This window comes from Pseudoalteromonas sp. SR45-6, assembly GCF_014163545.1.
Taxonomy (GTDB): Bacteria; Pseudomonadota; Gammaproteobacteria; order Enterobacterales; family Alteromonadaceae; genus Pseudoalteromonas; species Pseudoalteromonas rhizosphaerae.
Genome location: NZ_JACJDM010000016.1, coordinates 41,646 through 56,649 on the forward strand (window position 1 = coordinate 41,646; position 15,004 = coordinate 56,649).

Annotated in this window: 10 protein-coding genes; 5 read left to right on the forward strand and 5 right to left on the reverse strand. The window is 40.6% G+C overall.

Annotation, left to right across the window (positions count from 1 at the left end):
• Positions 1–53: 53 nt before the first annotated feature.
• Positions 54–194 (reverse strand): hypothetical protein, encoded by a 141-nt coding sequence (locus H5158_RS09380; protein ID WP_182739900.1) that lies wholly within the window; start codon positions 192–194, stop codon positions 54–56.
• 74 nt (positions 195–268) lie between these two features.
• Positions 269–1,351, reverse strand: coding sequence for a hypothetical protein (locus H5158_RS09385; RefSeq protein ID WP_182739901.1), 1,083 nt, complete (start codon positions 1,349–1,351; stop codon positions 269–271).
• Between the two features lie 222 nt (positions 1,352–1,573).
• Here H5158_RS09385 and H5158_RS09390 point away from each other — a divergent pair, with 222 nt between their 5' ends.
• Positions 1,574–2,719 carry a PQQ-dependent sugar dehydrogenase gene (locus H5158_RS09390; protein WP_182739902.1) on the forward strand — a complete coding sequence of 382 codons (1,146 nt, stop codon included), beginning with the start codon at positions 1,574–1,576 and terminating at the stop codon, positions 2,717–2,719.
• Positions 2,720–2,791: 72 nt separating this feature from the next.
• Here the strand turns inward: H5158_RS09390 and H5158_RS09395 are convergent, their stop codons facing one another.
• Positions 2,792–4,381: an RICIN domain-containing protein gene (locus tag H5158_RS09395; RefSeq protein ID WP_259399433.1), complete on the reverse strand. Its 1,590-nt coding sequence runs from the start codon at positions 4,379–4,381 to the stop codon at positions 2,792–2,794.
• Positions 4,382–4,785: 404 nt separating this feature from the next.
• On the opposite strand from H5158_RS09395, the gene H5158_RS09400 reads away from it, so the two are divergent.
• Both H5158_RS09400 and H5158_RS23740 read left to right on the forward strand, forming a co-directional pair.
• On the forward strand, positions 4,786–5,235 hold the full coding sequence (locus H5158_RS09400) for a carboxymuconolactone decarboxylase family protein (protein ID WP_145240875.1): 450 nt from the start codon (positions 4,786–4,788) through the stop codon (positions 5,233–5,235).
• Positions 5,236–5,672: 437 nt separating this feature from the next.
• Positions 5,673–5,951, forward strand: coding sequence for a helix-turn-helix domain-containing protein (locus H5158_RS23740; RefSeq protein WP_404699684.1), 279 nt, complete (start codon positions 5,673–5,675; stop codon positions 5,949–5,951).
• Between the two features lie 82 nt (positions 5,952–6,033).
• Here H5158_RS23740 and H5158_RS09410 read toward each other — a convergent pair whose 3' ends face one another.
• A complete protein-coding gene (locus tag H5158_RS09410; protein WP_182718013.1) occupies positions 6,034–7,410 on the reverse strand; it encodes a Na+/H+ antiporter NhaC family protein in 1,377 nt (458 codons plus the stop codon).
• 150 nt (positions 7,411–7,560) lie between these two features.
• Positions 7,561–10,008 carry a penicillin binding protein PBP4B gene (gene pbp4b, locus H5158_RS09415; RefSeq protein ID WP_182739904.1) on the reverse strand — a complete coding sequence of 816 codons (2,448 nt, stop codon included), beginning with the start codon at positions 10,006–10,008 and terminating at the stop codon, positions 7,561–7,563.
• 486 nt (positions 10,009–10,494) lie between these two features.
• Between pbp4b and H5158_RS09420 the strand changes: the two genes are divergently transcribed.
• On the forward strand, positions 10,495–11,340 hold the full coding sequence (locus tag H5158_RS09420) for a MurR/RpiR family transcriptional regulator (RefSeq protein WP_145240869.1): 846 nt from the start codon (positions 10,495–10,497) through the stop codon (positions 11,338–11,340).
• Positions 11,341–11,851: 511 nt separating this feature from the next.
• Entirely contained in the window at positions 11,852–14,893 is a 3,042-nt protein-coding gene (locus H5158_RS09425; RefSeq protein WP_182739905.1) for a TonB-dependent receptor, read from the forward strand.
• The last annotated feature ends 111 nt before the right edge of the window (positions 14,894–15,004 follow it).

Below are 15,004 nucleotides of genomic sequence, written 5' to 3' on the forward strand. Positions count from 1 at the left end.
CCGAATCTTGGTTGCCGCCAGCAATCTGGCAAAGAACCTTGAATAAGGTTTCTTTAAACAGTTAGCGAGTTTGAAAACGACAAGTTAGCAAGCAATGACCAAAAGTTACACGCGCCAGCAAGCTTAGCGCCTAAGGTGGTGAACTTATCACTGGTATTAAACCCTTCGTGGCTAAAGCCATCTCCTACAACCAATATTTAAGCTCTGTGTAGCGAAGCGCCTCTGTGCTTTCGGTGGTGATATTCACTTTTTCGCCCTAAAGGGCGACCTACTGTTTAAACTGGTAATCTTTTATATAACGATAATCAAATTCAGTGTCGTCTAACACTTGGCAGTGGTCGTTAAAATCATCGCTGAGCATGCCATAGATATCAATTTTTACTGATTGTTCTTCAATATTTTTAGCAAAGCTGGTGAGTAACTGCCTGCCTTTTTTAGCGTCCATATAACAACCAAATTCATAAATACTGTAAAGCCTTGCAAAGGTATCGCCGCCCTCTTCTGCTTGCGTGATAAGTGCGTCACCGGTTTTACTATCGAGTATTTTTCCTAGTATAAATTGAGCGCGCGGGTTGCTTTTTTGCTCTGCTAAATAACGCAGTATTAATTGCGCTTGATAGCTATCTTGCGGGTAATTACCTAAGTAGCGCCCTTGAACATCAAACTGCCTACCTGAATAGTAAGCAAAAGCATAAGTAAGTGCTTTATGCTGGCTTATTGCAGCGAGCGCTTCATCACTGGTATTAATGTGCTTATCGCGAAACTCGGCTGCGCGCGCTGCTTGCTGATTTTTTTCATTTTCCATGTACTGTACCTCTTGAAAAATGAGCACCGCAATGGCAACAATATAACCAACCACAAAAGTCAGCACTAGCAACAAAGGTAAAACAACAAACCACCTGTTTTTTAACTTTTTTTGTTGTATATAATCAGGGCACGCAAAATAAGCATCAAATGCTTTATAGTCATGCATTGAGATGTTGATACGCGATAGATAGGCAGCGCTCCAGGCGCCGAGTACATAAACGCCAATCAAAATAACGGACAGCACATTGCCGCCGACCACTATTTGAAAATCCCATGCGAGTAAAACAATACACGCATGAGACACAAAACCTATTACAGAGAATAATCGTTCATAGCCACGACCATGAAATCTAACAGCTAAACCTATTAACGCGCCGCTGAGCCATAGCATAACAGCTCCTGCTGCTGGCTTTAATTCATAAATAAAGACCCACAGCACTAAAATAGGTATACACCAAAAGACTGTGCCTAATGCGGCTGCCAATGCATTTTGTTTTGTTATTTTTTCTATTACATTGTTTTGAAAGTTGCTCTGAGCTGACACGGTAAATCCCTATACGATTGTAAAAATTGTTAATATATTCTATTTCTAACTTCAATACATCCCCAGTACAACGCAAAGCATAAGTAGCAACTTACTGAACCCTTCTATACTTCCTCCTATCTCATTTTTTCTGTTACTAATCGCACTTTAGTAAATGTTAATAACAATTAAACTATTAACACGCTACTCTATTTACATCGTGTTTAAAAAATTGGAGTCATCATGAAGACGTCTTTTTACACCAGTTTAGCTATTGCTATGGTCAGTTTATCTACCTTGCAGGCGTGTGTGCAGCAAGCGGAACAAGAAATCCCTGTCGCTAAAAGCGCTGATAAGTATCAGCTTGAATTAGTTGCTCAAGGGGTAAATATTCCTTGGGGAATGGCGTGGCTTAACGAGCAAGATTTATTAGTAACAGACCGCGCTGGTGAGCTTAGGCTAATTCGTAATGGCAAACTGCTAGAACAAAAAATTGCAGGGCTGCCTAACATGCATGCGGAAGGTCAAGGCGGCTTATTAGATATCGAGCTTGATCCTAACTTTAAAGACAATGGCTGGATCTACTTTTCTTACTCAGGTTATGAAGGCGATGAAGAAGGCTACAATACATCCATTATGCGTGCGCGCTTAAAAGATATGGCACTAGTCGACTCGCAGCTGCTGTTCGACGGCACGCCAAACACCACAACCAGCAAACATTACGGCTCGCGTATTGAATTTGATAAAGACGGTTACTTGTACTTTTCGATTGGTGATCGCGGCGCGCGTGATGTTCACCCACAAAGCTTAGAGTATGATGCAGGAAAAATTCACCGTATTAATAGCGATGGCTCAATCCCTAAGTCAAACCCGTTTGTTAATCAGCCAAATGCACGTAAGAGCATTTACTCTTACGGCCATAGAAACCCGCAAGGCATGGCTATGCATCCAGAAACGGGGGCAATTTGGAGTCATGAACACGGTCCTCGCGGTGGTGATGAAATCAATATTATTAAAGCGGGTGCTAACTACGGCTGGCCAGAAGTAACTCACGGCATCAATTACATTGGTACCAAAATTACTGATGAAACAAGCCGCGAAGGTATGCAACAACCCGATTGGGTGTGGGTGCCCTCTATCGCGCCTTCTGGGATGGAGTTTGTTACAAGCAGCAAATACCCGCAGTGGCAAGGTCATGTGCTTGTTGGCGCTATGAAGTTTGCACACTTAGTATTGGTTGAACTTGATGGTAATAAAGTAACGGGTCACAGCAAGCTATTTGAAGGTGCTGGCCGCGTGCGCAGTATTGCAACCCACCCTAATGGCGATTTATATCTGGGTATTGATGGTATGGGAATTTACCGCATCGTGCCTGATGGTAAAATCTAACGCGTAATACAAGCAATGTGATGAAGCCCTCTAAATTGAGGGCTTTTTGCATTTTTAGGTGGTTTGGGTGTATTACTGCGGCCCTGTACCGCCATCAACTTGACTGCCTAAGCTATTGGCATTGTCTAAACTGTATGGGTATAACTGAATATCGTTAAAGATGTTAGCGCCATTGTCGCGATATTGATCGGTTGCTGACACACCAGTATACACATTTCCTGACGCGCTAAAGTAGCCTGAGCCTTGGTTCCAATGTGGTTTTGCACTGTTTTCAAAGTAATTGTTTTCTACTAATACTTCAGCGCCATTACCTGCACTAATTGCAAAATAAGTAATGTTTTTCCAATAGTTATTAAACATATGAACGCGTGAATTGTAGCCGTCTACTTTAGGGTTGCGCCCTGCCGCTGTATCCCAAAAGTTATGATGTGCCGTTATTTGGGAGTTTTTGAATAAATGCGTATACCAATGCTGGTTAGCACACACTTGCGTATTATAACCATAAAAGCGGTTCCAGCTTAAAGTGATATTTTGGCTATTGCCAATATCAATATAACCGTCACTAATTTTATTAAACGCCATATGATCAATCCAGATGTGGCTACTGTCATCAACAGAAATAGCATCCCCCGCTTCAACTAATGCTGGGTTAATATCTTCAAGTAAAATATTACGTATGATGATATTACGATCATTACTGATCACTAAGCTTGCGCCGATGATTTTTGAGTTTCTCCCCAATCCTTCAAGGGTTTTATTTGAGCGAACACGAAGACGAGAGTCATTACGTGTAACGTTAACTGTATTATTTGAATTACTACCTAATTCACTACAGCTTTGACTACCAACCGGTAAGCGATACCAGGTTTTACCGTAATCGCCCCATGTGCCACAATCGAGTGGACATGCTGCAACAGTTCGGTTTGCCGTATGGCAGTTAATCGTTGTATTGTTAGGAACTTGAATAACCGCAGTTGATGTTGAGTTTAATGCGGCTGTTAAAGCACTGCAGCTAGTTACAATAGTAGGAGATACATTACCGCCGCCGGTTGTAGTTGCAAGGCCATCATTACCTGGTTGTGCTGCAAAACCAATTAAACCAGCTGTTGTTTGACCGCCACCACTACTGCTACCACAACTACCTGAAACAGGGTTGATATACCAGCGCTGTGAACTGCCACCCGCATCATCATTTTGATACACATTGGCACCGTTTTGCGAACCCGCCACAGTTAATGACTTTTGCGTAAGTTTATTAACAATATTAAAGCCACCCGATGAAGACACCTTCAGCTGCCAGCGCTGATTATCACCTTGCCAATCGTCATACACCACAATATTAGCGCCATTAGACTGTGACGAATTGAGTACATCAAGTACTTGGTTATTATGTTGCGAACGAATAGTCCAGTAACCATCACTGCCTTTAGTGAAAGCAAACTTCTGGTTTGCACCACCCCAATATTGATAGCTAATTACATCCGGTGCGCCACTAGTATCAGACGTATTTACATCTAATGCCAAGCTAGAGCCACGGTTAATTACAGAGTAAATCCCACCTGAGGTGGGCATAGTTGTACAATTTTCTGCCAATGTAGCAAAGCTACAAGTAGATAACAGAAGTAAAAACAAAGTCTTTTGCCGTTGTATCAGTGTTGTCATAACGCTCATTCTTTTGCTCCAATTTATGCCATTCCTTGAATGGTGTTGTGTAAAATGCAAATCCTGCACTTAGGTACAAACAGTTAATAATTATCGTTTGCGCACTTATATTAGGATTATTTATATTACAAATAAAGCTAATTGTTAAATAAAAGTAAACCACAGTCATTATCGACGTGAGATTTTTAAAGCTTAAGAGCCAAATTAGTATTGAAATTCGCTAATTTTAGGGTGTAAATTAATATATCAGCGACTTATACCGTTTTATTATTGTGTAATAGTATGACAAGTCTTTAGCGAGGTACGACTACACTAGAAACAAATCAAAAAGTCGTTTTTTTACAATTCTTTTTATTTATCCGTCAATAAACTAGCTAATAGTTATTTATCGATTTGGAACTATTATGAAAAGAGCGAATTACGTTAATATCGAACCCGAGTTAATGACCTACTTGATTGATCAAGAAGCACTGATCAAACAGAAAGTCGAGGCTACCTTTGGAGTGACAATTTGGGAGCTGCTAAAACTAAGAGCGTCACAGTTAAACCAATGCGCGTATTGTTTAGCCATGCATAGCAAACAAGCACTGGAGTATGGCGAGAGCATTAACCGCATTATTGCCCTCAATGCGTGGCAAGACACGCCACTTTATAACGATAAAGAACGTGCTGCATTAGCGCTTTGCGAGAAGTTGACTTTGTCACAGAACATTGATGATGACTTTTACCAAACACTTTCAGCATTATTTGATCAACCAAGTTTAGTTACCCTCACCGTAGCAATTAATGCTATAAATAGCTGGAATCGTATGGTGAAAATGTTTAAACCGACAGTCGAGTTTAATGAACGATAAACTATTTACAGCCCAACGGGCGATATCGCTGATTATGTACAAGCAGTTTGGTTTGCAAGCGCCCAATCTTCAGGGGAGAGTTGGCTCCCCTGCGATGGCGCAAAAGGCGTTATATTTTTGCTATCTGGGCGTCTTAATTTAGCTGGAAAACCATTAAATTCCCCTATTTCATGCAAACCATATCAACACAGTCAGCAAAAATAACGTTTACTGCTGACTCCGTTTTTTGTGGGATCCGGTTTAAACCCACTGGACTTGCCCATTTACAAAAGGTAAATCATTCGCTTGTGGCGCCTGCAACCTTAACAGGTTTAGCACAGGCGCTTGACCAATATGCTAACTTAGATTCGTTTATTGATTTGTTGTCGGCGCACCTCAATGCACCAAAAATACACCATTAGGCTATTGAGCACACACAAAAACTGATCCATAAAATAATCAATCTTACCCCACTAAGTACTGCTTACGAGCACACTCCTAAAGGTAAGCGGCAATTAGAGTGCTACGTTAAAAACACCTGTGGCATCACAGCCAAACACCTAGCACGTATTTACAGAGTCAGGCAAGCCAGACAACTTATAAAAGCAAACCCACAGCTAAGCTTGGCACAACTCGCCCTTGAGTGCGGGTTTTCCGATCAATCTCACCTAAACAATGAGTTCAACGCTATTTTACAAATACCCCCAGCTAAGTATAAAAAGTTAATTCAGCAATAAAAAAGCCTGCAAAATTGCAGGCTTTCTCGTTAACTTTACTCTCGCTAGCTTTACTCTCGCTAGCTTTACTCTCGCTAACTCTTTACAACACAATAATGCTCGTAACTAGGTAAGCTACAAACGTTAAGCCACCCGCGAATAATGCATACGGCATTTGCGTTTTAACGTGAGTAAGCAAGTCACAGCCTGAGGCAATTGCCGACACCGCACTGGTATCTGATATTGGCGAGCAATGGTCGCCAAATACGCCGCCACCTAAAATTGCCGCAATCACTAATGACGGCGGTAAACCAAGCGCTTGAATTAATGGCACACCAATCGGGATAAGTATTGCAAATGTACCCCATGAGGTGCCTGTTGTGAAAGAGATCACCGCACCGGTTACAAACAACACTGGTACGACTAAGTAAATAGGTAAGTAATCACCCACTAAACCCGCAACAAAAGTGCCAGTACCTAAATCTTTTAAACTGGCGCCGAGAGTCAATGATAGTAATACAATCGCGACTAAGGGTAATAACTCACCCATGCCTTTAAAGCCAATATCAACCAGTTTATGGTGAGTAAATTGACGAGAGCTTACCATTAATAAGTAGGCGACAACGCAAGCTAAAATAGTTGCATACAATACCGACTTAGAGCCACTGCCGCTGGCAATATCACCATTACCTGACCAATACATAAAGCCGACCATGCTACCAATTAATGTAATTAGTGGTACTAACATGTAACGTGCTTTAGTCCCTTTGACTTCTTCTTGCAGCTCAGTTTTTTGATATTCCACTTGCTCTTCAGCCTTTTTAAGCGGGCCGTGTACTTTATCAAACGAGATTGTGTAAAACACAATGAGTAAGGTGATGATGGCGTAAAAGTTATAGCCTATGCTGCCCCATAACACCGAGACTGCCGATTCTGACAGTTCATAATTACCAAGCAAGCCAAGTATGTATGCCCCCCAACCATTAAGTAAAATCAAAATACACACAGGAGCACTGGTACTATCAATAATGTATGCTAAGCGAGCACGGCTCATTTTAAATTTATCGAATAAACCCCGCGATAAAATACCCGCAGTCAGTACACTTAAGTTAGATTCTATAAATACCGCAATGCCTGAAAACATGGTTAAATAACCCACTTGGCGTTTACTCTTTGCCACACCTTTGTTCATCAACACATTTACTGTTGCAGCCACACCGCCCGATTCGCGTATGTAAGCAAGTAATGCACCGATTAAGATACTAAAAATTAGGATACGACTATTACCTGGCGAACTTGCTACGCTCACCACGCGCTCTATGGTATTTATAAATGTATTAAAAAGTGTATTACCGTTACCTTGCAAGGCCAGCAAAAACTCTGAAGAAGCAACAGCGACAAGTAGCGCCATAATGACTTCTTTGCGCCAAAATACGATCAAAATCGCAATTAGTGGCGGTAAAATTGAATACCAAGACATACTGTAACCTTTTTTGTGGTGAGTCTATGACTCACTCTAATTATTATCAGGCCTTTGTTATAAAGGCTGGAACAAACTCATTAGCTTAATCTGTTCGTCAATAAACACAACTTAAATCGATTAGCGATAAGCTGAACACTGCCATTTAGATCAATGCTTATTTAATATTGCTTCATAAATTAGCGAAACAATTGAGCCATATTTACCGGTTTCAAACTTTCTCCCCATAAATTCATAATCTGTTTCATTCCCTTCAATCGGGGTATGGCGAGCATTGGTAAGCAAAATTATCGCCAAGTCATAAGCGGGATCAATCACAGTAACCGTGCCCGTCCAGCCAGTGTGACCATACGCTTGTGGGCTCGCGTACGGGCCAAAATGCCATTGTAAAGCACCGTTACCGGCACGACGCCAACCTAAACCATAACTTTCATCGCTGGCTTGCGGGGCAATGAATTGCTCTAATACTTGCGGGGTAAATATTTGCTTATCACCATAGCCACCGCGATTCAGCAATAACTGCGCAAGCACAGCTAAGTCTTGACCTGTACTAAAAAGTCCTGCGTGACCTGCGACCCCACCTAAGGCATAAAATGCTTTTTCGTCATGTACTTGTCCTTGTAAAACGTCGGTACGAACATTATCAAAGCTGATCCGTCCGTCACGAGTGTTTCCCATTAACTCAGTGGCAGCTATTTGGTTTTTTATAAAGCCCTTTTGCAATGGATTATAAACGGTGTGGGTTAAACCAAGCGGTTGATAAATTTGCCCTTCAACATAATTATCCAGCGACTGCCCGGAAAGTCGCTCCACTAATACACCGAGTAACATGTAATCAATATCTGAATATAAATGTTTAACGCTACGACCCGCAACAAATGGCACGCCTGTCAGTAATAAGTTTTTAGTACGTAAGCTATTTTGTGAAAAGAATCGCTCACCAAACTTATTATCTTTACGATGAAAATCAACTACCGCTGGATAACCTGCACTGTGGGTCAGTAAATCTTTGACTAACCGCTGCTCACGGCCCGCCCCACGAAACTCAGGTAAGTAATAAAATAGCGGTTTTTCTACATCAACTTTACCTTCACTGGCTAATTTCATTAACGCTAAATTTGTGGCAAACATTTTTGAATTAGAGGCAATATCAAATAATGTATCGCTTTTCATCTGCTGTGGCTGCTCTAATAATGAGCCATCAGCAAGGTATTTTTTAGCATCTCCATAGTGGCTTAATTTAATTAACTTACCATCTTTGATCACTGCCAGTACGGCACCGGGAAACCCTGCCGCGACTTCTTCGTTGATCAATTTATCCACGTTATTAAACTGCACTGACTTTACGGGCTTAGTTACTAAAGTTGGGTAAGAAAAACGTAATGTTAAACTTGCCCCTTCAGGCTGCACATTTTCAACCTTGAACGTATTTGTGCCGTTGTGAGTCCGTTTAGATAAGCTGTATTTGTAGCTATTATTTGCCATAAGTGGCTGAGCAATATTTATTTTTTCACCATTGATAAAAATATCCGCGCTCGTTGCGGTGTTATTTTCAATGATAATTTCGCCTCGGCCTTTATAAGCTTTAAATGTACCACGGTCATTAACAAGTGCCCGAGAACTTGGATTAGGATTTGGTACCTGCAACACAACCTGCGCATTTGCTAAAGGCTTAATAATCGGTTCTGGGGCAAGTTGCTGTTGTTGATATTGCAACATTAACTTAGCTGCTTTTTTCGGAAAGTACTTCTGCATCAAAGCAAACAATACCGCAGCGCTGCGCGCATCTGCATTACCGCTTACATGCCAAGGTAAAAAGTGCATTTGAAAGGCACTTAATGTATCAAGGGTTTGTGGATCAAGTTGATTAGTCACGTGTACATCATAACCATAACCACGTAACGCTTTTTGCATTAAACTAATGGATGGTTTAACTAAATTAAATTGCTGCCAATATTTATCAACCGTGTCACTGTCATACCATGCACCAATACCAGCTTGGTACAATTGATACCATGGAAAGCGCGGACCTGGATCGTTTTTTCGTGTAGGCGCTATATCGGAGTGCCCTACAACTTGAGTTGGGCCAATATCAGGGTTACGGGCTAAAATACCTTTACTGAGCTCAATCAATAACGCTATTTGTTTAGCGTCAAAATCGGGGAAAATACACAGTTTTGAGGCGTCATTTTCCATTTGCTCATCAGGTTTAACTTCGGGATAGTGACAGCTTGGTACGTTAACAATTTCGATACCAATTGATTGATCATTTAAATCTTCACGGCCTTGCCAAAAGCTTGTCCCGGCATGCCACGCCCTATCATGTTCATCAACTAGTTGAATTACTTTTAATTCATCCTCAGGGTAGCTAGGATCATTTAACTCTGGTAATAAATAATGAGCACTTAAACCACCTTCATCGACTAAAGCACGCATCGATTTTTCAAAATCAATAGCGGTGTAATGCATGACTAAAAACTTAACACGATGACTGTAATTGGCAGATTGTGTAAACTCGTAAGGTGTTGAAGCGCAACTAGTCAAAAGTGCGGCAGTTGTAACTAAACAAAGTTTTTTAAACCAAGATAAAAACGTCATAGCCTTCTCATTGCTGATCAAAGTAAATAAGCGCAATCCCAAAACCACGATTAGCGGTATGTGCTTTTAGTAAACAATACATTAAATAAACCCAGTTCTCATATTGTTATTATAGTTTGGACAACTCAATTTGAGTTGTATAAACCAAACCCTATCACAGTAAAATGATTTGTAAATAATTTATTTCAACAAGTAAATTAAATAAAGATATTTTATCTCACCATAAAAACAGTGCCCAAGCGACTAGCAAATAAATCTGTTAGTTCGCGCTATTGGTGTTGTAAAATTAGATAATTAAAACTATATTATTCCAATTATTCTTAAACAATATTCCAAAACTTAATTGCGGCTATTGGGAATAATTTATTTTTTGTACGCACAGGAACAAGAGTAAAAACTAAGATGGTTACATTTGAACCTAGAATAAGTACAAATTTATTTCGATTAATGCTATAAATACGCCAAATATAAAAATAAGCGGGTAGTATGTCTACATTTGTAAAAATTAAAGCCTTACGTCAGTCCCTATCGAGCAGCGAAGCTAAGCTAGCCGACTTCACATTGAACTCAGCTAATGCTATTCGTAATCTTTCGTCTGTAGAGCTGGCTAAAGTTGTCGGCGTGAGCCAGTCAAGCGTTGTAAAATTTTCGCAAAAACTGGGCTACAAAGGCTTTCCAGCATTTAAGCTGGCTGTCATTGATGCACTCAATGATGAAACATCAGAACCAAAACTGCATGGTAAAATCACCTTAAGTGATTCACTAGAGCAAATAGCAGAAAAGCTACTCAGTAGTAAACTTGCTGTGCTTACTGAAACAAAAAACCTCAATGAAGCGCTAGCCATTGAACAGGCTGTTAGCTTGTTAAAATCAGCTAAGCGAATTTTAATTTGTGGTTTAGGGGGCTCTGCCCTGGTGGCTAAAGACTTCTCTTATAAGCTGCAAAAGTTAGGTATGCCAGCAATAGCTGAACCTGATGGTCATGCGCAGCTCGCCTATGTATCAACCTTTGCAAAAGGCGACTTAGTTATTGCGATCAGTGAATCGGGTGTTACCAGAGAAATTGCTGAAGTGGTAAAGCAGGCTAAGAAGAACGACAGTTACGTGATCTCTGTCACTAAATTTGGTAGTAATCCTGTTGCTGATCAAGCCAATGTTAGGCTTTACTCTGTGGCAGAAGAAGAGTCAGTCCGTTTATCATCGATACTTGCCCGTACTGCGCAAGACTTTGTTATTGATATTCTATTTATCGCTTTAACGCAATCGAGTCGTCAAGGTCGTAAATTACTAGAGCATTCAAATGACGTTGTTGGTGAATTTAGAAATCACTAACCAACGACATCCTAAAGAATTAAGGCCACTATTGTGGCCTTTCTTATTATAAAAACCACTTTAACAACAGCCGTGCAATAATAACCTATCTCTCGTTTGCTAATTTATAAATTATTTCTTTATTCCATGCCAACCAAAATTTTTTAGTTCATAAACAATAATTATTATTGTAACTCCAACAGTATTGTTCCAACTCAATAAAAAATCCTCCTTCTTTAGAATGAAAAACACAAAAACATGTTATTTCAATACATTAAATATGAGTAACTGCGCTAAAAATCGCGAAAACACTCCCCCAGCCTTACGCTTATATTGACAATAAATATAACGAAACCAGTTTTTATATATTTTATTTATAGATGCAAACAAAATAAGGAAGAATTTATTCTTGACCATTAATGGCAACGCATGTTTAATGGAATAGCAACAATTGATCAAAGTTTATAACTCTGTTTGGGGAATCAACAAAGTTCAGAGCGATAAGCTAATTATAATAAGGACGGGGAAAACAATGAAAAAACATGTACCAACCTTCACTATAAGCTCGTTAGCGCAGGCCACACATCGCGCTCTGCGAGTGCCAAAAACTGCAATAACCACCGCTATAATAGCTGCCTCGCTAGCAAGTGCTCCTGCATTCGCGAATTTAAACGGTAGCATTAAAGGTAAGGTAAAAACCGAGCAAGCAAACCAATCACTAGCGGGTATAACCATTACTGCACGTAGTAACGTCATGCCAAAAGCGCGTACGGTGGTAACCCGTGAAGATGGCAGTTATGATCTCCCGCAACTAAAACCAGGCACTTATGAGCTGACCTTTGAAGACAGCAGCGGCGTTACACAAACAATAACTGTTGATGTACTGCTAGAGCAAACCTCAAGTGCTAATGTTGTTCTTGGCGGTAAAAAAGATAATGTTGAAGTAATTACAGTGACAGGCAGTAAACTATTTCGCCAAGGTAAATCAGCACTCACAAACTCATTAGGTGAAGACGGAATTAATAATGTCCCTGTAGGTCAAGATTACCGAGACCTTTTAAAGCTTGTCCCTGGTATAGAACTTTCGGCAAATTCAACGTTGGGCCCATCAGCTGGTGGATCAGGTGTTGATAACTCATATGGCTTTGATGGTGTTAATGTGTCATTGCCGATGTATGGCAACTTAGCTTCAGAGCCATCAACACACGATGTTGCCTTTGTTACTATGGACAGAGGTGGTGCAAAAGCGGTTGGCTTTAACCGTTCTGGTGGCTTTTCAATTGACACAGTATCAAAATCTGGTACGGATGAGTTTCACGGTAATATAGAATACAAAATACAACCAAAAACCTTTGTTGCAACGCCAGTAGGTGAAGAGAGCTTTGAGCTTGATAAAAACTGGTTAACCGCAAGTTTAAGCGGTCCACTGATTGAAGATACATTATATTTTTATACCTCTTATTACCGTCCTGAAGAGACCAAAGCAAACAAAAACACAGCCTATGGCGAAGTAAAAGATTATGAGAGTATCCGCGACGAATACTTTGGTAAATTAACCTGGGCACCAACTGATGATATTTTGATAAATATCTCACAACGTACCTCAGATAAAGAAGTGAAAGGCGATTCGATTGGTGCTTACGAGATGGACACTGTATCTGTCGGCAGTAAAGCTGATCAAGATATCTTTACTTTAGATGGTTCATGGATCTTAGGATCAGCAACCACACTTTCGTTCCAATATAGTAAGTTTGAATTAGAAACAGGCTCACAACCTGATACACCATTGAGTGTAATCCCTTCTTTATCAAGCCAACTTGGTATTGATGACTTAGCTCAAATGGGTTATTTCTCTGTCCCAAGCTTAAGAAGTTATGACCCAGATGAAGGATTTAGCGAAGCACAAATCGCCGCATATAATGCTGGCGCAAATGCATTAATTAATACCTATGGCTATCTTGAAGACGCAGTGATGAAAGGCGGTGGTGGTGTTGGTGCATACGCAACTTATGACAATCAAAACTTTTATCGTGATTCCTTTGAAGTTAGTTTAGAACATGAACTTAGCTGGGGCGATGCATACCACATACTCCATTTTGGTGCAAAATGGGAAGAAGGCGAAGAGCAACTAACCAGACTCTCTAACGGTTGGGGTTCAATTGCATACATTGGTGGCTTAGTTGATGCTGATGCAAACACTGATGGTTTTGACCCTGCAAATGCTATCTACCGTGCTCGAGTCCAACAAATGAGTTTAGCAACGGCTGATGGCGCGCCTGTATCAGGCATTAACTCTGAAACACGCAGCCTAAACTTTGAAATTAACGATACTATAGAATTGGGTGATTGGACTTATAACTTAGGATTATTGGTCAGCCAAGACACGTGGTATGGTCAAGGCTTAAAAGCTAAATCTGGTACTATTTCTGGCTATGAAGTTGCTCCTGGTCACAAGTACCAAATGTACCAAACCAACTGGAAAGATATGCTGCAACCTCGTTTAGGTGCAACATGGACTTATTCTGACGAAGATTCCGTATTTGCAAACTTTGCGATTTATAATCCTGAAGCGAGTTCATTATCTCGCGCAGCATCATGGGATCGAAACACTCGTGCCGAAATTGAGTTATTACTAGATGAAGCTGGTAATATTTTATCATCTTCACCTAGAAATGGTTCATCTGGTAAAGTATTCCAAGATGATATGAAACCACGTCGTATTAACGAATTTACTATCGGAACCACTAAGTATGTTGGTTCTGACTTAGTATTACGTGCCCATGTTCGTCACCGTAAAGGCATGCACTTTTGGGAGGATATGCCAAACAATGCGCGTCTAACTGATTACTCAGGTGTTGATGCCGAAGGTGTACCGCAACACATTGCAGATAAAGGCTTATATGTAGCTAACTTAGCTGATATTCGCGACGAAATTGGTGGTTCATCGTATGTAATTGCAGAGGTTGATGGCGGCGAAACCAAATACTGGGAAGCGAGTATTGAAGCCGAATACTTGGGTGAGAATAGCTACGTAAACGCTTCATATGTGTGGAGTCACTACTATGGCAACTTTGACCAAGATAACACCACAACAAGCAATGATGCGAATAACTTTATTGGTTCATCTTATTATGGTGATGGTCGCGGTCGTTACCCTTGGGATAATCGCTATGGCACACTCTCAGGTGATAAACCTCACCTGTTAAAAGTATACGGTTACTATACTCTTCCTTGGGAAGCTAACTTAGGGGCGTACTTCGTATTCCAATCAGGTAAAGCATGGGAAGCATGGGATGGAACAACATACGGATACCCTACAAGCCATATTAGCCGCTATGCAGAGTCTGCTGGTAGTCGTCGCACTGCTAGCCATTGGCAACTAGACTTAAACTATACGCAAGACTTTAAGTTCTCTGGTGATATGGAACTACAATTTCGTGCTGATCTCTTCAACGTATTTAATCGTCAAACAGGTTATAACAAAAACCCGTATGTACTTGAAGAGAAATTTGGTGAATCGCGTAGCTACTACAATCCACGTAGCTTGCAGTTATCAGTTAACTTTAAGTTTTAATCTTATGGATTAAAGTAAGCGCTTAATGGGCGCTTATTTCCCCATCCATGGTAAGGCCACAATTGTGGCCTTTTTTAATGCCCTTTTTAATGACTAATAACTCAAATCATC